The following is a 20,121-nucleotide window of genomic DNA, read 5'->3' as shown; positions in this document are numbered from 1 at the left end:
ACATTTAGTGTGGAGGGGAAACCATGTCTAAGTTCACGAAGTATTTTTTAATGGAAGCTAGCGATGTGATTGTGTATGCGAAAGAGAAATTATCTAAGTTTGAAGATGCAAAGGGGTTACAGTGTAAAGAAATAGGCGATGGTAATTTAAACTATGTATTCCGCGTTTGGGATGAGCAGAAGAATATTTCTGTCATTGTAAAGCAAGCTGGGCATACAGCACGCATTTCAGATGAGTTTAAGTTGTCGACGAATCGTATTCGTATAGAATCAGATGTTTTGCAGTTAGAGGAGGAGTTAGCACCTGGGCTTGTTCCAAAGGTGTATTTGTTTGATAGTGTGATGAATTGTTGCGTAATGGAAGATTTATCGGACCACACAATATTACGTACAGCACTTATAAATCATCAAATGTTTCCAAAGCTTGCGGATGATTTAACGACCTTTTTGGTAAACACACTGTTATTAACATCGGATGTTGTAATGAATCATAAAGAGAAGAAGGAGCTTGTGAAAAACTATATAAATCCTGAATTATGTGAGATTACAGAGGACCTCGTATACGCTGAGCCATTTACAAATCATAATAAGCGTAATGAGTTGTTTCCATTAAATGAAGGATGGATTAGAGAGCATATTTATAGTGATAAAGAGCTTCGTATGGAAGTAGCAAAACTTAAGTTTTCTTTTATGACGAATGCACAAGCGCTTATTCACGGTGATTTACATACTGGTTCTGTTTTTGTAAGAGATGATTCTACAAAGGTTATTGATCCTGAGTTTGCCTTTTATGGACCGATGGGATATGACGTTGGAAATGTAATGGCGAATTTAATGTTTGCTTGGGTGAATGCAGATGTAACCATGCCGCCCGGTGCTGAGAAAGATACGTATATGAGTTGGCTACAATCGACAATGGTAGAGGTAATTGATTTGTTTAAAAAGAAGTTTTTAAATGCTTGGGATATTCATGTGACCGAGATTATGGCGAAGGAACAAGGCTTTAACGAAGTATATTTACACTCTGTATTAGAGGATGCAGCTGCAGTGACAGGTCTTGAGTTAATTCGTCGCATTGTTGGGCTAGCGAAAGTAAAAGATATTACTTGCATTGAGAATGAGGAAGCACGTGCTAGAGCAGAACGTATTTGTCTTCAAGTAGCGAAGAAATTTATTTTACGGGCTAATCAATATAAAACAGGCACAAGCTTTGTAGAAACGTTAAAAGAACAGTCGATGAACTACGCGAAGTAAGGGGAGAAGATGATGGAAGAGCAATTAATACCCATTCAGTGGAAAGAGGATGCTTTAGTTTTATTAGATCAAACATTATTACCGAATGAGGTTGTCTATGAATCTTTCAAGACAGCTGAAAGTGTGTGGGATGCCATTCAAGTAATGAAAGTACGAGGAGCACCAGCGATTGGTGTTTCAGCAGCTTATGGTGTGTATTTAGGGGCTAAGGAAGTTACTCAAAGTACGGTAGAAGAATTTATAGAGGAAGTAAAAAAGGTATGTGCATATTTAGCGACATCAAGGCCGACAGCAGTAAACTTATTTTGGGCGCTTGAAAGAATGGAAGCGGTAGCGACAGAGAACGCGCACTTATCAATCGTCCAGTTGAAAGACAGATTACTAGAAGAGGCAAAAGAGATTCATAGAGAAGATGAAGAAATTAACCGTCAAATTGGAGAACATGCACTAACATTATTCCATGATGGAATGGGAGTATTAACACATTGTAATGCCGGTGCGTTAGCGACGACTAAGTATGGTACTGCGACAGCTCCAATGTACTTAGCGAAAGAAAAAGGATGGGACTTAAAAATCTATTCAGATGAAACACGTCCTAGGTTACAAGGTTCAACGTTAACAGCATTAGAACTACAGCGAGCGGGGATTGATGTTACTGTTATTACGGATAATATGGCAGCTATGGTTATGTCACAAGGAAAGATTGATGCGGTAATCGTTGGATGCGACCGTGTGGCAGCAAATGGTGATGTAGCAAATAAAATTGGGACATTAGGCGTATCTATTTTGGCGAAATACTATAACATTCCGTTTTATGTAGCAGCACCAACACCAACAATCGACTTAAAAACACCGACAGGAAAAGAAATTCCGATCGAGGAAAGAGATGCCTCTGAAGTGATTAATCGTTTCGGACAATATTCTGCTCCGAAAGAAAGTAAAGTATATAATCCGGCATTTGATGTCACGCCACATGAAAATGTAACAGCGATTATTACGGAAAAAGGGATTGTAAAAGCACCGTTTACGGAGAACTTAAAAAAGCTATTTCAATAAGTAGATAGAGTTAAAGATTCAGTCATCATAAGCTTCATACTTAGGGGGATGTATATGTTATTACAAAAAGAAAGAGAAGAAATTGTAGCGTATGGAAAGAAAATGATTTCTAGCGGTTTAACAAAGGGGACAGGCGGCAATATTAGTATTTTCAATCGCGAGCAAGGTCTTGTTGCAATTAGCCCAAGTGGTTTAGAGTATTATGAAACAAAACCTGAGGATGTAGTTATATTAAACTTAGATGGTGAAGTGGTAGAGGGAGAGAGAAAACCATCAAGTGAGCTCGATATGCACCTTATTTATTATAGAAAGCGTGAAGATATAAATGCGCTTGTGCATACACATTCTCCTTACGCGAAGACGATTGCATCATTAGGATGGGAACTTCCTGCAGTATCGTATTTAATTGCTTTCGCAGGCCCGAATGTACGCTGTGCACCGTATGAAACATTTGGTACGAAGCAATTAGCAGATGCTGCTTTTGAAGGCATGATTGATCGTCGTGCTGTTTTACTTGAGAACCACGGTTTAATTGCAGGTGCAAATAACATAAAAATGGCGTTTACTGTTGCAGAAGAAATTGAGTTTTGTGCGCAAATTTATTATCAAACGAAAAGTGTCGGAGAGCCGAAGCTTTTGCCAGAAGATGAGATGGCGAATTTGGCGAAGAAGTTTGAAGGGTATGGGCAGCAGTAGAATGAAATAAAAACACCCTCAAGAAAAAATCTTGAGGGTGTTTCCTACGCCTTTTTAAGCAATAAATACATAAAGTAAGGAGCACCAATTAAAGCAACGACAATACCTGCTGGAATGCCATTAGGTTCAACGATATTACGTCCGATTGTATCTGCTAATAACAATAGCCATCCGCCGATTAAAACGGCGATAGGCATGAAAATTTGATGTCTTGGACCTACTAAAGATTTTGCGATATGAGGAGCCATTAGTCCGATAAAGCTAATTCCTCCTGTTACGGAAACAGCTGCAGCTGCAAGCGCAACGGCTGCGACTAATAAGTATCTGCGTTCTTTTTCAATTTCAATTCCAACACCGATTGCGACTGGTTCGTTTAATGCTAGAATGTTTAATCGATTTGCTTTATAGAAAACGAACGGAATTAATACGATTAACCATGGGAGCATTGCCAAAACGAAAACCCAGTCATCTCCCCAAATATTTCCGGCAATCCATTTGGCGATAAAGTCAACTTTCATACGATCAGCGGATGAAATAAGGACAATCATCATTCCAGATAGTGCAAATGAAAAACCAATACCAGTTAATGTTAGTCGGATTGGCTGAAGTCCAGTTGATTTACTATAAGAAAATACGTAAATTAGAACAGCTGTCAGAAATGCGCCGATAAATCCAACGACAGGTAGTAAGTAAAGAAATGAACCTACATCTATTGGAAAGTATAAAAAGAAAATAGCAACAGCAACACCAGCCCCGGAGTTGATTCCGAGAATACCAGGTTCCGCTAAATCATTTCGGGTAATACCTTGCAGGATAGCACCTGATAAAGCGAGAGCCATACCAGCTAATAATGTAATAACAATTCTAGGTAGTCGTAAAGAGTATAAAACAAACTCCTCTTTAAAAGTTCCTTGTCCCATTAATGTTGGGAGTAGTCGATCATAAGATAAAGATGCTGAACCGAGTCCCATTCCAACTACAATGGTTGTGATGGTTAGTATAAGTAAAGTCAGTATAATAAGACGTTGTTTTTTTAGAATAGATTGCATCATGAGAATGTTTTTCCTCCTTTACGTACAACGAATAGGAAGAATGGCAATCCTACAATTGCGACAATAGCGGCAACTGGTGTTTCGTACGGAGCGTTAATAGTACGTCCGACTGTATCTGCAAGTAGCATAAAGGAAGCTCCAGCAATTGCTGACATCGGTATAACAAATCGGTAGTCTGGCCCAACAATTGGACGTACCATATGAGGTACCATTAAGCCGATAAATGCCATATTTCCGACAAGCGCTACAGACGCACCAGCAAGTAATATAATAATGATAAATAGAATGGTTTTAATAACAATAATTTTTTGACCTAGTCCAATAGCAACTTCTTCACTGAAACTAAGAACTGTCAATTTTTTTGCTAGTAAGATAGCGATAAAGATACTAAGTGAAATGACTGGAATAATAATTTTTAATTGGCCCCAAGTTGTTCCAATTACGCCCCCAGCAGTCCAAAGTGATACCTCTTGTGAAATTTTGAAGTAAATGCCGACTCCTTCTGAAATTGCGAGTAGAAATGCTGAAACGGCAGCACCGGCTAATACAATTCGAAGAGGGGACAGCCCGCCTTTTTTCACCATACCAATTCCAAATACCATAATCGCACCGATTGCAGCACCGATAAAGCAAGCTAATGTTAAGTAAAGATAGCTGATGGAAGGGTTGAAAGCAAGTGTCAGTGCAAGTGCAGCATTTGCTCCACCAGATAGCCCTAGTAATCCAGGATCTGCAAGCGGATTTCGTGTTAATCCTTGCATAATTGCTCCAGAAACAGCAAGTCCAGCTCCTACAAAAATTGCAGCTACTTCACGTGGTAAACGAATTTCTCGAATAATAGATATTTTGTCCCCTTTAGCAGAAGAAGTGAGCGCTAACCATACATCTTTTATTGAAGTATCGGCAGCCCCTGATACCATTGCCACCATAAAAATAAGAAAGAATGCAATTATGCTCAAAATGAGTTTGTATGTAAAAGCTATAGAACGTGGATTGTCGTGATCTTTTGTCATTCGTTTCACATCTTTTCTGTTCATAGAATAAAGGAAGAGGAATTCTTAATTTAAGAATTCCTCATGTTTGTATTATTTACCAAGAAAGCTCTTCTTGAAGAAGTCTAGTTGGAAGTCTAATGTAAGTGGATCATTGAAATAGAATTCCATCATGTTTGCTTCGTATACGCGATTATTTTTTACTGCTGGGATGTTTTTATATGATTCTGTCTCTTGGAATGAGTTATCAGTATCTTTGTTTTTACTTACGATTAAGTAATCACCAGCAAACTCAGGTAATACCTCAGTAGATAATGCGTAGTAACCTTCTTTTAATGCTTTTTCTTTTACTTTTTCAGGCATTTTTAATTTCATTTCTTGGTACAGAATTTCTGTTCCACGGCCCCAGTTTTCGCCGTATACATAAAGCTGTTTGTTGAAGTTTTCTACAACAGAAACTGTTGCATCTTCACCGATTTTTGCTTTAATTTCTTTACCAGCGTCTTGTGCACGTTTCTTGAAGTCATCAACCCAAGTTTTTGCTTCTTTTTCTTTGTTTAATAACTTACCGATTTCTAAATGCTGTGTTAAGTAATCAACTTTTCCGTAAGTATATGTTACAGTAGGAGCGATTTTCTTTAACTTATCAACATTTTTAATATTTGATAAACCAATGATTAAATCTGGATTTAGTTCAGCGATTTTTTCAACGTTTTCATCTGATACTTCAGCAACATCTTTCAGTTTACTATCAAAACGTGGGTTTTGTTTAGACCATGAATCTACCCCAACAAGATTTACTCCTAATGACATTACGTTACCAGCGAATGATGATAAAACAACAACGCGTTTTGGATTTGCAGGAACTTCTACTTTACCATTTTCAGATTGGTATGTAATTGTTTCTGATTTACTACCTTTTGCATCGTTCTTTTTGTCTGTAGAGCCATTGCTACAAGCGCTCATAACAAGAACGAAAAGAACTGTTAGTGAAATAAATAACTTTTTCATCGTCTTTCTCCTTTAACATAGATGATATGTGTATACAATAATTTGTTTAACTGCAATCTGTTTGAAAGAGTAGTGGTAATGCAAAATGCTTATTAAAAATCTTGAATGTGAGATTTCACAATATAGTATTAACCATATTAGTGAAAGAAGATGTAATCTCAAATTTGCTAATTATTAACAAAATGATAATGATTATCACTATTGATTCTTTAAATAATATAATTTTATATAGGTGTATTGTCAATAGTAATTTTGATTGTAAAATTTGCGGAAACAGGTTATATTTTATTGAGAATGATAATCAATGATTAGTAGCTGAGGAGTGAAGGTGAATGAATAGAGAAGAATTGTTTGATGTAACCGTGATAGGCGGGGGACCTGCAGGGCTTTATTCAGCTTTTTATAGTGGACTCAGAGAGATGAAAACGAAAATAATAGAATTTCAACCACAGTTAGGTGGAAAAATACATGTTTATCCGGAGAAGATGATTTGGGATATTGGCGGATTATTACCGGTTACTGGTGAAAAATTAATTGAGCAACTTGTACAACAAGGGTTAACATTTCAGCCTGAAGTGGTAGTAAATACAAAAATAGAATCGATTATTCGTAACGAAGATGGCACTTTTACGTTAAAGGCGAGCAATGGAGAAGAACACTTTTCAAAAACAGTGATCGTTGCAACTGGAAGTGGTATATTGAATCCACAAAAGTTATCAATTGAAGGTGCGGAGCGATTTGAAGTATCAAACTTAAATTATACAGTTAAATCGTTAAAACGTTTCAAAGATAAAACGGTCATTATTTCAGGCGGAGGTAACTCTGCAATTGATTGGGCAAATGAGTTAGAACCAATTGCGAAAAAAGTTTATTTAACATATAGAAAAGAAGAATTATCTGGTCATGAAGCACAAGTGAAGCAACTTATGAACAGCTCAGCGGAGTGTTTCTTTAATACCTCTATTACAAAATTAATTGCTGGTGATAATCATGAAGCAATTGAATATGTAGAATTAACAAATCATGAGACGGGTGAAGTTGCCCATTTACCTATTGAAGAAGTGATTATTAACCATGGATATGAGCGTGACATTACATTATTAGAAAATAGTGAGTTAGACGTTGCAATTATAGATAATTATTATATTGCAGGGAATGCAAATAGCGAGTCTTCAGTAGATGGATTATATGCTGCGGGAGATATTTTAAAGCATGAAGGGAAATTACACTTAATTGCGGGAGCGTTCCAAGATGCAGGAAATGCTGTAAATAAAGCGAAACAATTTATTCAGCCAGATGCAAGCGAATATGGAATGGTTTCTTCACATAATGAAGTATTTAAGAAAAGAAATCGTGAATTGATCAAGCAGATGATGAAATAATAAAAAACAAGTATACCCCCATTTACTTCTCTATTCGAGTGATAAGAGAGGTAAATGGGGGTTTTCCTGTTAACTATATTTTCAATCATTATAATGACACCGGTTTCATCAGTTCATGTGATATGAACGTTTTATTTGTAAATCTTCCTAGAAAGCAATGAATCTATGCTTTGCTGATGCAGAACAGTATTATATTATGCTGTCCCTTTAGCTCTTTCGTTAGGAAATGGCATATTTAATATAGATGCAATGTACTGTTTTCCATGCATTCGAGCTAATGATTCTAATATTTGACGGACGCGTTTTGTAAGATGTCCTTGTCCCTTTATAGCTTCACAATATGCGTCATAGAAAGCGTATTTAGCCCAAAGGAAATCATCTTGTTGGAATAAAAAATGATTTTTGTACCATTCCCCAATTGTATGGTAACAATTGTTTTCATGTATCGCTGAGCTTTGAGAAAGAATACGATCAGATAAAGATGTAGTTAAATGAGAAATTGTGTTTTTTGTTTCAACCTGTAATGTTTTTTCTAACATTGTAATGATGTGACGAGTAGCCATATGTTAACTCTCCTTTGTGTAAATGGGTAATACCATTCTATATTTAAAAAATCCTTACTATATTATTATACAATATATGGAATGCATCCACCTTCTTTTTAAATTGCATTTACAAAATCTTTTTTATTTGTTTACAAAAATAAAGTAAGATACAGTATATAGGAAAAAATAATAAAGGAATGAACGCGTTGTATATAACAGTAGAAGAAGCTGCGGAGTATTTGAATTTACCAAAATCGTATATTGAAGAGCTAATTCAGAAAAAGAAAGTTCGTGCGCTATTTGATGGAGAACAATATTTATTAAATAAAGAACAATTTAATACACATTTAGAACAAATGGAGAAATATAAGCAATTAGTGGAAGAAATATTGAACGAACCAATTCCAGAAGATATGGATGTTAAAGACGAAGATTAAACGATGGGAAATCCCGTATGAAGATAGGCAGAAATGTATCTTCATACGGGATTTTTTTGTGCAAAAATGTCAAATTTAAAAGACCGTAAACGTTTTTTAAGATTTTGATAGGTAGTAGTCTACCATGTTAAAAGCATATTTTTTTCTAGCTAGGACAAACATAGAGAACGTAACCTGTACAGATACATATACTATCAGTGCAAAAGCTTATAAATTAATGGAAGGGGTTTTCTCGTGAGTATATTTCATTGTGATTTTTTGAAAGACTTAATTGGATCTTTTGTGAGAGTAAACAGGGGTGGTCCAGAATCTCAAAAAGGAACAATAATATCAGTATGTCCGGACTACTTCGTATTGCAGAATGAAAAAGGTGAACTTTATTACTATCAACTTAATCATCTAAAAAGTATTACAAAAAATGCGAAAGAATGCGGAGCAAGTAAGTGCGAGTGGGAAGATTGCGAATGTGCAGAAGACTTTGAAGCACTACTTCAAAGCTTCAAATATTGCTGGGTGAAAATTAATCGCGGTGGTCCAGAGAAAGTGGAAGGCATTTTACAAGATGTTTCTTGTGACTTTGTGACATTAATTGTAAAAGAAGAAGTTATATTAATTGCAGTAAAGCATATTAAAAGCGTTAACTATAATGCATTAGCATGTGGAGAGAGCAATGAGAGCGACGATAGTAGCAGTAAGGAAAGTAGTAGCAATAATTCAGGTCGCGCTCGTGCACAAAGACAATCAAGTAGAGGAAGATAATAAGAAAGGGGGATACGAAATTGGAGAATGTATTATGCTGTGACCAAATTAAATGTTTAGTTGGTGAGACTGTAAAAGTAAACCTTCGTGGACCAGAAAGTCGAGTGGGTGAGCTCGTATCGTTAGGCAAAGATTATCTAACGCTACAATTACCTCATGGGGAATTAGTATATTATCAATTGAAACATGTGAAGAGCCTAGTTAAGAAAGTGAAAGAAAGTAAATGCGGCGATTGCTATAGTTCATGTTTCTGTTCTGATGAGGATACTTTTTTAGATATATTAAAAGACTTGAAGTATAAGTGGGTAAAAATTAATCGTGGCGGTCCAGAATGTGTGGAAGGTTTATTAAGTGAGGTACACCATGGTTGTATTACACTAGTAAACTGTGATGAAGTTATTTATGTAGTTAAGTCTCATATTAAGAGTGTGAGTCAAGTAGTTAAATGTAAAAAGAATGAAGATGAATAATGTTTAATAAATAAGAGGGGCATTATGAGGGAAAGAGAAGAACAATTTCTTATTTCGATAGTATGAAAAGGAATTACTTACTATTAAGACAGAACTTTGCCCTGATTATTTTTTTGAAATGGAAGACAGGAAAGAAGAAATTCATAGGAAGGAGGATATAGATGAATGAGTTAAACAAAAGCATTGGAGAAAATATATATGTTAAATTAATCGGTGAACAAAGATTTAAAGGTGTATTAATAGACGTAGGAAATGATATTGTTGTTCTTTACAATGGACAAGACTACGTATATATATCTTTATACCATGTCCAATATTATAAATTTTTAAGACCACATGATGAAGAAATATCAAAACCTGATGTTGATTCTGTAATTAAGAGGGAATCACCTTCCATTTCTTTGAGAAAAGTATTAAGTACTTCTAAGGGGATTTTTACAGAAGTTTATGTAGCAGGAAATGCTCCAATACACGGTTATGTTACAAGTGTAATGAACGATTATATCGTTTTTTATAGCCCAGTTTATAAAACAGTATATATATCTTTAAAGCATTTGAAATGGTTAATTCCATATAAAGAAAATCAAGTCCCTTATGCCCTCAATAAAAATGAACTTCCCGTGAATCCGTTAAATATTACGTTAGCTAGAACATTTGAAGAGCAGCTTATTAAAATGGCTGGTAAAATCATGGTGTTCGATTTAGGCGAGGAATCTAATAAAATCGGAAAGATGGCGAAGATTGATGAGGGACATATTGAAATATTAAAAGCACGTGATGCAAAAATGTATGTGAATATTCAACATGTGAAATCTGTCCATTGTCCGTAGACTAGTTGAAAGGGCTGGCTTTTTCTTTTATATACAGAAGAAAAGGTCGAGCCTATTTGTTTAGCACGATTTGAATATGAGGGGGAAAATGAATTGAATATAAATATGTTAGCTTTATCTATGAAGAGTTAATCTTGTGCAAAATTATAAAAGATATGTACGAGCCATCTTTTCATATATTCAATTTATTTTTTGAGGGAGAACTGTTCAACTAATACATTAAAGGGGTTTTGTTTGTGGAGCAGTTTTCGAATCCGTTATCGATTACATTACTTGGTAGTGCTGGTGGAGCAGCAAAAGCAGTTTTAGCCATTTTAAATCAAGCGATAGTAAATGAAAAAGACCCGATTTATGAAGCGATAAAGAATGTTACATTTCATTTGGTTGATATAAAACAAAAAGATAGGACTTATTATGATGAGTTGTTTCCAAATTTGAAAGAGCAATTGTTTTTATATGAAATTGACCTTCAAGATGTAGTGAAATTCAAACAACATTTGAAAGAAAAAAGAACCGGTGTTGTTATTGATGTTTCAGGGGCAGATACAATCAGAGTATTAAGCTGTTGTAATGAACTTGGAATTTGCTATATTAATTCAGCTTTGGAAAATGAGGCAGTAGATCAAGACGATAGTTTAATTGGCTTTCAGCTTACGGAAAGATATACGCGGTTTGAGAAGGAAAAAGAGAAATTTACAAATACAAAAGCAATTATAGGATCAGGTATGAATCCAGGTGTTGTTCAATGGATGGTTGTTGAACTTATGAAGGAACGTCCAAATGAAAAGCCCAAAGCATGTTATATAGTAGAACATGATACGTCATTTTTAAATGATACAGCACTTATAAAGCCTCATACACTTTATGCTTCATGGGCAGTAGAGCGATTTCTAGATGAAGCAATATGGAGTTATCCGATGTATATGAGCCATCATCGACCTCTTTATTTTTATGAAGATGTATATGCTTCAGAGTATAAAGTAAAGTTAGGAGAGAAAGAGTTTTATGGTTGTTTAATGCCACATGAGGAAGTTTTAATTTTAGGAAAAAACTTCAATATGGAAGTGGGTTTTCTTTATCAAATTAATGAGTATACGACTAATATAATTAGACAGAACTTAGATCAAGTTGAAGATTTATGGAATTGGAATCGTAAAGTATTTAATCCAGCGGAAGAAGAGATTGCAGGGGAGGATCTGGTTGGTGTGCTACTCGTTTATGAAAATAGCGAGATGTATATGTATAACGTGATGAATAGCAGTCAAGTTTTTCATAAATATAAAACGAACGCGACTTACTTCCAAGTAGGGTGCGGAATTTATGCTGGCTTGTGTAGTTTACTGTTCGATAACTTTAAACAAGGTGCTTACTATGTCGAGGAATTATTATTAAATACAGAAAGTAAGTACGGCGAATATCTAGATTTATATATGAATAATTTTGTAATAGGACATAATAATTTTACGGATGGTCTGCTACATGATCGGGTAAGATGGATATAAGTTATAGCGAAAAGGAAGGAGAGATCTCCTTCCTTTTCGTATGATAAGGTTGTATATTGCCCTGAAGGCTATAATTTAAGGAGATAACACGCAGAGTTTTTGTATGGATCCATGAGGAGTATTTATATGAAGCTTGATTTATGAGGAAAGGGAAGCCTTAAAAGTATTTTAAAAAATTAACGGATTTGTTAAGGAAACCAAAGCCAACAAATTATGAATGGTGTAATATACAAGCAATCCTTTTATATGCTGTACAGCTAATGGAAAGTTATGCAGCGCAGTATAGAGTGGGATTTCATTTACAAGTAGATAAATATTATTAAAAACGGAACAGAATCAATGCCAGAAGGTGGAGGTATTCATATCCGTGCATATCGAAAAACGGAAGGGCATTTGTGCATGTCTGTTGAAGATCAAGGCTTTGGTATAGAGAAGGAGAAGCTAGAGAAGGTTGGAAAGGCTTTTTATACAACAAAGGAGAATGGTACGAGACTTGGATTAATGATTACATATAAAATTATTAAGGAACATCAAGGAAGTATCGCGATTCAAAGTAACGTGGGAATAGGAACGAAAGTGGAAATTTCTTTACCGACAGTATAATGTGCTAGAAGAAAATATTTTTCAGAAAAGTGTTCTTGTTGTGTAAATATAAACATTTTATAAAATGTTCCAAGAAGGGTTTTTTTTATAAAATACTTCGTTTATAATGGAGGAAAATATCGACATGAGATTTGTTATTCATGTAACGGTTCGGTAGTGTTAGGAAAAGAAGGGGTGCACGCGCATCCTTTTTTCTATGCAGATATTATGAAAGAGGTGGTATGATGGAATTAACATTAAATTCGACTGTATGCTTACACACGATTCAATTTCGAAAAGAGCAAAAGAATTATATTGTAAAAGATACAATTACAGGAGAGAAATATGAAATGCCGCCACTTTGGATTGATGCATTGGCAATGATGCGTGACGGTTTTTTATTAGGGGAAATTGAGGAGAAATTAAAAGAAGAGTATCCAGACGAAGAAATAAATATGTTAGCATTTACGAGGCAACTGTTAGAGCTAGAGCTTGTCGGAATGGTAGATGGAGAAGAAATAGCTTGTACAAAGAAGAAAGAGAAAGATTATTTAGCTTGGTTACGTCCTCGTGTTGAGCAATTCTTTCTTAGTTTAAATAAAAAAAATAGAAGCAAAGGTCAATGATGATCTTTGCTTTTTTGTATAGTTTGTTTAAAAAATTACAGCGAATGCCCTTGCGAAAGCACCGTCGCTATCTTTAATTTTTAAAGGTGCCGCTGAGAAAAAGAAACGTTTCGTGTGAATGGCATCTAAGTTTGTTAAGTTTTCAATTAAATAAATATTATTTCCAAGTAGTATGTGATGAATTGGTGATGTTTCTGTCGATACCTCATCAGGAGAAATGAAATCTAGGCCGACCGATTTTACTTTTAATTGAACTAGTTCTTCGGCTAATTCTTCAGAAAGATAAAAAGATTCTTGCTCATATGCCTCTGTATTCCATTTAGTAGATAGATTGGAATGGAAAATAACAATATCACCTTTTTTTATGTCAGCGTTGTGCAATACTTCTTTCGGTAGTTTTCGTTCTTGTACATGAGTTACATCAATAAGAACCGCTTCGCCTACAAATTGATCTAGGGGTAATTGATCAATAGTCGTTGCGCCTGAAATGAAATGAGCAGGAGCATCACAATGCGTGCCAACATGAACGACAGAATGAAAATCTGTAACTTGATAGCCTGTCTCTTCAACGCTTGTAATGGCCCCTAAATTGATTTTTGGTGTTCCAGGGAATTGGGACATATTGTTTTCAAATGTTTGTGATAGGTCAATTACTTTCACTTTAAATACCTCCAGTATATGTTTTGAAATAAAAAAACTCACCTTTCGTAATCAAGAAAGATGAGTTGTGCACACAATAGTTACGTTTTATCTTTCAAAATGCAATGCATTTTGCAGGAATTAGCACCTATTCAGTTTCTATAAACTGAGGTTGCTGGGCGTCAAAGGGCCGGTCCCTCTGCCTCTCTTGATAAAGACATATTTAATTTTAGTTCTGAATATTCATTGTATTTAAATTATAATTCATTTCCTTTTTTCGTGCAATACAAAATAGGTATTCACCCAAATAAAGCTGCTTGCATATTGTAGCTTATGTAAATAGAATGCTGCGAAGGAGTGAGTGCAGTGACAGGGACTGTATTGAATTATTATGCTGGTGGAAATACAGCTAGAGGATTTCATAATTTATACGATGAGAATTTAAAAGGGTTAGACAGATTATTTATTTTAAAGGGTGGCCCTGGAACGGGGAAATCTTCTTTAATTAAGGCAATAGGTCGTGAATGGGTTGAAAAAGGATATGGTATTGAATTTTTACATTGTTCTTCCGATAATAAATCGGTTGATGGTGTCATTATCCCGAAGTTAAAAGTAGGAATTGTTGATGGAACATCTCCGCATGTTATCGAGCCGAAAATGCCAGGAGTTGTTGAGGAGTATATCAATTTAGGGGTTGCTTGGGACTCAGATAAATTAAGAAAGCAGAAGGTGGAAATTGAACGATTTGTTTCAGAAGCAAGCAAAGCTTTTCAAGCTGCTTACGCTTGTTTTCACGAGGCGCTAATTATACATGATGAGTGGGAGAAAATATATATTAATAATATTGATTTTAATAAAGCAAATGAACTAACAGATCAGCTGATTCAGAAGCTATTTACAGATAAAAGCGGGAAACAATCGCTTGTGAAACATCGCTTTTTAGGAGCAGCTACACCGAAAGGAGCAGTTGATTTTGTTCCTAATTTAACAGAAGGATTACCACATCGTTATTTTATAAAAGGACGCCCAGGCTCTGGGAAATCAACAATGCTCAAAAAATTAGCTAAGGTAGCAGAAGAAAAAGGCTTTGCGGTTGAAGTATATCATTGTGGATTTGATCCAAATAGTCTTGATATGGTTATCGTAAGAGAGTTAGGTTTTGCAATTTTTGATAGTACCGCACCACATGAATATTTTCCAAGCCGTGAAGGTGATGAAATTATAGATATGTATGCCCTGATTGTGACACCAGGGACAGATGAGAAGTATGCGACAGAAATTCGCGACGTGTCGATTCAATATAGAGCAAAAATGAATGAGGCGATGTCTTTCTTAGCGAAAGCGAAATCAGTTCGTGATAAATTAGAACGAATTTATATTGCTGCTATGGATTTTTCAAAAGTAGATGCATATAAAGAGGAGATTCAAAAAGAGTTTGAACGAATTGCGGTTAGTGTAACAGAAAAGAACAAGTAAAAAATAAGGGATTTTGGCAGGCTGTCGGGAATTTTCTGACAGCTATTTTAGCATGTAGTAAACTTAGTAATACATTTGTCGAATTTCCAAGGAAATAATCAAAAAATGGAGAGGGTATGAAATGAGAGAGAAAATTAAAGCGGAGTTAGCAAGAATTGAAAAAGAGCACAAGTGAGTTTGTGCTCTTTTTTATTTTGTAGGAATAAAGAAAACAGACATAGCTGCGATGAGACCTGCGAATGAGAATAAGTAAAAATTCCATGCTAAGTCATATTGCATTGTCATAATAATACCGACAAGAATAGGACCAGCAATCGCACCAACTCGGCCAAGTCCAAGTCCCCAGCCTAAGGAAGTAGCTCGGATATGGGATGGGAAGTATTGTGTTACATATGCATTCAATATTTGAGTAATACCGACTGATCCAATTCCAGCAAGACCAATTAAAAGATAAATGATTGTAACGGATGGTTTAATGGTTAATAGTCCAATACATATAGCTGCCATAAGATAGGAGATGCTAATAACAATTTTGGCCCCTATACGATCCGCGATTGCTCCAGCAAATAAAGCACCGATAGCGGCAGTAATATTTAGCATAAGTAAAAATGATAAACTAGATCCAAGAGGGTATCCTGCTTGGCGCATCATCTGCGGTAACCAAGTATTTAAACCGTATATTAAAAACATTCCCATTATATAAGTAATCCAAAAAAGTAGCGTTGCTTTTATGTATTCTTTTGAGAATAAAGTAAGAAATCCGTTTTTCTTTTGTGTATTAGCTAGTGTTTCAGGAATTTCATCTTTTTCATGGAATTTAATTTGAAAACGATTAAGAATTTGGTTCACTTCTTCTTGGCGATTACGTGATAATAAAAATTGAATGGATTCAGGTAAATAACGAATGATGAAAGGAATGAGGAGCAGTGGAATCATTCCGATGCCAAACATAATTCTCCATCCGAAATCTTCTAACATAAACATAGACAAAATAGCCCCTAACACGATCCCTAAAGGATAGCCAGTAAACATAAGAGCATAAATAAAAGATTGCCGCTTTTTTGGTGAATATTCAACAGTAAGTGCTGAAGCTGTTGGAATAACACCGCCTAATCCGATTCCTCCAATAAATAGAAATAACCCAAATAATTCGGGGGAAGGAGCAAGTGCAGCTAGGCCCATTGTGATAGAAAAAAGTGCTAAACAGCATATAAGTGTCCATTTTCGTCCAATTAGATCTGTAATGGTTCCAACTAGAATAGCGCCAATAAACATCCCAAATAAAGCATAGCTAGCAATTGTACCAGCGTGTGCGGGTGAAAGTGCCCAGCTTTTGTCTTCTAGGAGTTTTGGTAGAACGGCACCGTAAATACCTAAATCATATCCATCAGCTAGAATGGCTAGCCAACAAATAAAAACAACAAGTTTTGTAATAGAGCTTGAAAAGACAGTTTCAGTAGATTCTAGATGAGGTGGAGCTGAAGGTTGCATAATGTTCACCCCTTTTGATTTATAGATAAATATATTATTTTATTTGATGTTAAAATTTTCCTTCTTATGTCGGAATTTATTTGTTTACTCATTATCAACTCGTTTTAACGGTTGATCTGCTGGACCTTCCATAACATCGCCCTCAATTGAAAAGCGGGAACCGTGGCAAGGACTATCCCAAGTACAATCACCATTGTTCCATTCAACCTCGCAGCCAAGATGTGTACAAGTTGTATCGACAATATGTAATTTTCCATCTTTGTCCTTATAAGCACCTGCTCGTTTCCCATTAACATGCACGACAGATCCTTCACCAACTTCGAGATCTTCTGGTTTACGTAATGCGGTTTCGATCTTTCCTTCAATTAAATGTTTCGCAACATCTATGTTCTGGGAGAGGAACGTTTTTATATCTGGATTTGCATGGAAGCGTGATGGTGCATACAGTTCTTTATATGGACTGTGTACTTTTAGAATGGAATCCTTCAATAAATGAGCAGCAGCAGTTCCAGTTGTCATTCCCCATTTACGATATCCAGTTGCAACAAATATATTTGGATTCCTTTCGTTAATATGTCCGATATAAGGAAGCTTATCTAGCGTGATTAAATCTTGTGCTGACCATCTATAGGGAACTTCATCTACTCCAAACGTTGCTTCTGCAAAAGAATACAGTGCTTCGTAATGAAGCATCGTGTTTATTCCTTGTCCTGTTTTATGACTTTCTCCGCCAATTAAAATTAATTTTTCCCCGTTGTTTGTTGTATAGCGTAAGGAGCGTTTTGGATCATCAATACTTAAATACATGCCACCTGGATAATTTGTTTTTGCTTTGATTGCAAGAGCATAAGAGCGTTCGGCATACATTCGCGTAAAGAAAAAGCTATTTGCATCATAAAAGGGAAAATGTGAACAAGAGACAACATATTCACAAGTGATGCGATGTCCGCCCTTTGTAATGACTTGTGGATAATCACCTTTTTCCACATCAATAGCTGTTGTTTGTTCATAAACTTTTCCGCCCATCTCCACAAACTTTTCTAAAAGTGTTTTTAAATAAAGGATGGGATGGAATTGTGCTTGATTTTTCATGACAAGTGCGGATTGGATGGGAATCGGAATCGATAGAGATTGAACATAGTCACAAGGTATATTTAATTTTTGATAGGCTTCATATTCTTTCGATAAATTTCTTAATCCATTATCAGTAGTTGTATATAAATATGAATCTTCACTTGAGAAATTACAGTCGATTTTATATGTTTGCACAGTCTCATTGATGAATTGTAGAGCATGATTATTTGATTCATAGTAAAGCCTCGCTTTTTCCAAACCGAAATGATTGATTAATTCATCATAAATAAGATCATGTTGAGCTGTTACTTTTGCAGTTGTATGCCCAGTCGTTCCATTTAAAATAAGACCAGAATCAATTAAAGCAACATCGATTCCTTCTTTCGCAAGTAAATAGGCAGTAGTAATACCTGTAATACCAGCACCGATAACAGCAACTTTCGTCTTTATATTTTCAGATAAAGTTGGAAAAGCAGGGATTTGAGTAGATTCAATCCAATAAGATAATGGGAATTGTGGAAATGTATCGCTTGTCATTATAGAAACCTCCCGATTTTAGAACAATTTTCCTTTTAATATTTCCATATGATAGGAAATTCATGTGTGCTGTTTTAGAAGGAGTCTATTTTTATTAAAAGAAAGATAACATTATTTTAATATAATTATTTAATGTCATCGGTATGAAGAGGTAGGAGTTGTGTAAAGCTAGATTCAGGTGAGTTTATTTGTTGTTTACATAGAGAGTTCTTGAATAAGATAGAGTCTATAGTATGTCAGTGTATGTATATGCATAATGGGTGAAACCTTATAAAGTCTATGTTTTTTCTTTAGTGAAATAAAGTATGATTATAAAAATATAGCCAACTTTTATTACTAGGTCATAAAAGTTGTTGACAATATAGAAATTCTATTGATATGATTCATCATGTGGAAAGGTTGATAGAGAGTAAAAAGAGAAATGTTTTTCATTGATAATAAAAGCGAAAAAATAAGTGACGATAGAGTGAGTATATTTTCCTTATAATAGATGCTTTTTTGATCACCTAGTAAAATCAATCTGGAAGCAAGAATTGATATATGTAAGTTGCGCAAGGCGCGGCATAAGAAAGGGGCAAAAGGATGAAGGAGCTTCATACGTTTGGGTGGTATGCAGCACGTGTATCACCACATTTGCCGAAAAAAGCATTTAAACCAGTTCCTACTCGTTTATTTGGTGGACTGGCTTATTTGCTTGTGGCATTGGCGGGGTTAATATCGATTGGTGTATTTGAATTGAATGTGTGGGCGAATCTAGGAATTGCGATTGTTCTTGGATTATGTTTTGCTTCACTTGGGTTTTTAGGCCATGAAATTTTACATGGAACTGTTGTAAGAAAGGCATGGCTTCGAGATTTCTTAGGAGCAATTGCGTTTATGCCATTATCAACAGGACCTAAACTTTGGAGAAAGTGGCACAATGCAACGCATCACGTTCATACACAACATGAAGAGAATGATCCAGATGCATGGCCGACACTTGAGAAGCTTAAAAAGAGTAAGTTTTTGAGCTGGGTATATCGTATGCCTCTTCATGTACGTTCATTCTTTAGTTTTCTGTCATTAACCATTCAATTTACATTGCATTCGACTCGAATGTTCTTTCATTTTATAAAAGAATTTAAGTCATCCAATCAAAAATCTGTATGGCTTCAACTTCTTTTGCCTTGGACAGTTTGGATTAGTTTATTGTTTATTATGGGACCAGCAAAATGGTTATTTGCATATGTGATTCCGTTGTTAATTGCCAACTTTATTGTAATGGCATATATCGCAACAAATCACCGCTTAAATCCAATTGTTCCAGTAAATGATCCGTTAGCAAACTGTTTATCAGTAACAGTGCCGCGCTGGGTAGATGTTTTACATTTCAATTTCTCATATCATACAGAACACCATTTGTTCCCTGCTATGAGCTCTAAATACTATCCGTTAGTAAAAGATAAAATTAAAGAAATGTGGCCGGAACGCTATCATGAGATGCCAATGACAAAAGCTTTGGCAGCACTATGGAATACACCACGTGTGTATTATCAAGGAAGCGAATTAGTGGATCCGCATAGAGAGCATTTCTATGGTTCTTTAGGAAATGGACTAGATCCTCATAATATTTCATATCGTGAGGAACATATAGAGGAAAAAGAGAGTATTAAAAAAGTAAATCAGTAAAAATTGATATATTTTGCAATGAAAAAGCAAGCCATCTCTGGCT

Annotated in this window: 19 protein-coding genes, 1 pseudogene and 1 riboswitch; of the genes and pseudogenes, 13 read left to right on the top strand and 7 right to left on the bottom strand. The window is 35.4% G+C overall.

Annotation, left to right across the window (positions count from 1 at the left end; genetic code table 11):
- The first annotated feature begins 23 nt into the window (after window positions 1-23).
- The 3 genes from mtnK to PDL00_RS20365 are packed head-to-tail and all read left to right on the top strand — an operon-like array spanning window position 24 to window position 3,005.
- Window positions 24-1,253, top strand: a complete 1,230-nt coding sequence (gene mtnK / locus PDL00_RS20375) for an S-methyl-5-thioribose kinase (RefSeq protein ID WP_270730897.1) — start codon at window positions 24-26, stop codon at window positions 1,251-1,253.
- Window positions 1,254-1,265: 12 nt separating this feature from the next.
- Window positions 1,266-2,309 carry an S-methyl-5-thioribose-1-phosphate isomerase gene (gene mtnA, locus PDL00_RS20370; protein WP_270730895.1) on the top strand — a complete coding sequence of 348 codons (1,044 nt, stop codon included), beginning with the start codon at window positions 1,266-1,268 and terminating at the stop codon, window positions 2,307-2,309.
- Window positions 2,310-2,363: 54 nt separating this feature from the next.
- Window positions 2,364-3,005 carry an L-fuculose-phosphate aldolase gene (locus tag PDL00_RS20365; RefSeq protein WP_000926556.1) on the top strand — a complete coding sequence of 214 codons (642 nt, stop codon included), beginning with the start codon at window positions 2,364-2,366 and terminating at the stop codon, window positions 3,003-3,005.
- 44 nt (window positions 3,006-3,049) lie between these two features.
- On the opposite strand, the gene PDL00_RS20360 is transcribed toward PDL00_RS20365, so the two are convergent.
- The 3 genes from PDL00_RS20360 to PDL00_RS20350 are packed head-to-tail and all read right to left on the bottom strand — an operon-like array spanning window position 3,050 to window position 6,060.
- Window positions 3,050-4,057: a FecCD family ABC transporter permease gene (locus PDL00_RS20360; RefSeq protein WP_242253220.1), complete on the bottom strand. Its 1,008-nt coding sequence runs from the start codon at window positions 4,055-4,057 to the stop codon at window positions 3,050-3,052.
- Window positions 4,054-5,094, bottom strand: a complete 1,041-nt coding sequence (locus PDL00_RS20355; RefSeq protein ID WP_270730893.1) for a FecCD family ABC transporter permease — start codon at window positions 5,092-5,094, stop codon at window positions 4,054-4,056. The genes PDL00_RS20360 and PDL00_RS20355 overlap by 4 nt, the downstream gene beginning before the upstream one ends.
- 48 nt (window positions 5,095-5,142) lie before the next feature.
- Entirely contained in the window at window positions 5,143-6,060 is a 918-nt protein-coding gene (locus PDL00_RS20350; RefSeq protein WP_000732577.1) for an iron-hydroxamate ABC transporter substrate-binding protein, read from the bottom strand.
- Between the two features lie 332 nt (window positions 6,061-6,392).
- Here PDL00_RS20350 and PDL00_RS20345 point away from each other — a divergent pair, with 332 nt between their 5' ends.
- Entirely contained in the window at window positions 6,393-7,442 is a 1,050-nt protein-coding gene (locus PDL00_RS20345; RefSeq protein ID WP_242253225.1) for an NAD(P)/FAD-dependent oxidoreductase, read from the top strand.
- A gap of 194 nt (window positions 7,443-7,636) precedes the next feature.
- On the opposite strand, the gene PDL00_RS20340 is transcribed toward PDL00_RS20345, so the two are convergent.
- Window positions 7,637-8,005: a hypothetical protein gene (locus tag PDL00_RS20340; protein WP_242253227.1), complete on the bottom strand. Its 369-nt coding sequence runs from the start codon at window positions 8,003-8,005 to the stop codon at window positions 7,637-7,639.
- A gap of 179 nt (window positions 8,006-8,184) precedes the next feature.
- Between PDL00_RS20340 and PDL00_RS20335 the strand changes: the two genes are divergently transcribed.
- The 7 genes and pseudogenes from PDL00_RS20335 to PDL00_RS20305 all read left to right on the top strand — a co-directional run bounded on the left by PDL00_RS20335 (window position 8,185) and on the right by PDL00_RS20305 (window position 13,193).
- Window positions 8,185-8,424, top strand: coding sequence for a helix-turn-helix domain-containing protein (locus PDL00_RS20335; protein WP_242253229.1), 240 nt, complete (start codon window positions 8,185-8,187; stop codon window positions 8,422-8,424).
- A gap of 234 nt (window positions 8,425-8,658) precedes the next feature.
- Window positions 8,659-9,183 (top strand): spore coat protein, encoded by a 525-nt coding sequence (locus tag PDL00_RS20330; RefSeq protein ID WP_242253231.1) that lies wholly within the window; start codon window positions 8,659-8,661, stop codon window positions 9,181-9,183.
- Window positions 9,184-9,203: 20 nt separating this feature from the next.
- Window positions 9,204-9,653 carry a spore coat protein gene (locus PDL00_RS20325; RefSeq protein ID WP_242253233.1) on the top strand — a complete coding sequence of 150 codons (450 nt, stop codon included), beginning with the start codon at window positions 9,204-9,206 and terminating at the stop codon, window positions 9,651-9,653.
- A 161-nt stretch (window positions 9,654-9,814) separates the two neighbouring features.
- Window positions 9,815-10,483: a DUF2642 domain-containing protein gene (locus PDL00_RS20320; protein ID WP_242253235.1), complete on the top strand. Its 669-nt coding sequence runs from the start codon at window positions 9,815-9,817 to the stop codon at window positions 10,481-10,483.
- A 236-nt stretch (window positions 10,484-10,719) separates the two neighbouring features.
- The gene (locus PDL00_RS20315) at window positions 10,720-11,985 is read left to right on the top strand and encodes an S-adenosylmethionine decarboxylase related protein (protein ID WP_270730888.1); all 1,266 of its coding nucleotides are present in this window, start codon (window positions 10,720-10,722) and stop codon (window positions 11,983-11,985) included.
- Between the two features lie 185 nt (window positions 11,986-12,170).
- Window positions 12,171-12,588: pseudogene (locus tag PDL00_RS20310) on the top strand (ATP-binding protein); the annotation flags it as partial.
- Window positions 12,589-12,812: 224 nt separating this feature from the next.
- Window positions 12,813-13,193 (top strand): hypothetical protein, encoded by a 381-nt coding sequence (locus tag PDL00_RS20305; RefSeq protein WP_000424111.1) that lies wholly within the window; start codon window positions 12,813-12,815, stop codon window positions 13,191-13,193.
- Window positions 13,194-13,220: 27 nt separating this feature from the next.
- On the opposite strand, the gene PDL00_RS20300 is transcribed toward PDL00_RS20305, so the two are convergent.
- On the bottom strand, window positions 13,221-13,853 hold the full coding sequence (locus PDL00_RS20300; RefSeq protein WP_270730885.1) for a cyclase family protein: 633 nt from the start codon (window positions 13,851-13,853) through the stop codon (window positions 13,221-13,223).
- 84 nt (window positions 13,854-13,937) lie between these two features.
- Window positions 13,938-14,050: riboswitch (SAM riboswitch) on the bottom strand.
- A 148-nt stretch (window positions 14,051-14,198) separates the two neighbouring features.
- On the opposite strand from PDL00_RS20300, the gene PDL00_RS20295 reads away from it, so the two are divergent.
- Window positions 14,199-15,308 (top strand): PRK06851 family protein, encoded by a 1,110-nt coding sequence (locus PDL00_RS20295; protein ID WP_242253240.1) that lies wholly within the window; start codon window positions 14,199-14,201, stop codon window positions 15,306-15,308.
- A gap of 189 nt (window positions 15,309-15,497) precedes the next feature.
- Here PDL00_RS20295 and PDL00_RS20290 read toward each other — a convergent pair whose 3' ends face one another.
- Both PDL00_RS20290 and PDL00_RS20285 read right to left on the bottom strand, forming a co-directional pair.
- Window positions 15,498-16,799, bottom strand: coding sequence for an MFS transporter (locus PDL00_RS20290; RefSeq protein ID WP_270730883.1), 1,302 nt, complete (start codon window positions 16,797-16,799; stop codon window positions 15,498-15,500).
- 84 nt (window positions 16,800-16,883) lie between these two features.
- Entirely contained in the window at window positions 16,884-18,410 is a 1,527-nt protein-coding gene (locus PDL00_RS20285; RefSeq protein ID WP_270730881.1) for an FAD-dependent oxidoreductase, read from the bottom strand.
- A 582-nt stretch (window positions 18,411-18,992) separates the two neighbouring features.
- Between PDL00_RS20285 and PDL00_RS20280 the strand changes: the two genes are divergently transcribed.
- Window positions 18,993-20,078 carry a fatty acid desaturase family protein gene (locus tag PDL00_RS20280; protein WP_097817910.1) on the top strand — a complete coding sequence of 362 codons (1,086 nt, stop codon included), beginning with the start codon at window positions 18,993-18,995 and terminating at the stop codon, window positions 20,076-20,078.
- Window positions 20,079-20,121 lie beyond the last annotated feature (43 nt).

The organism is Bacillus cereus group sp. TH152-1LC, assembly GCF_027710505.1.
Taxonomy (GTDB): Bacteria; Bacillota; Bacilli; order Bacillales; family Bacillaceae_G; genus Bacillus_A; species Bacillus_A mobilis.
The sequence above is the reverse complement of the archived record's forward strand: the minus strand, read 5'-3'. Positions and strand labels throughout refer to the sequence as shown.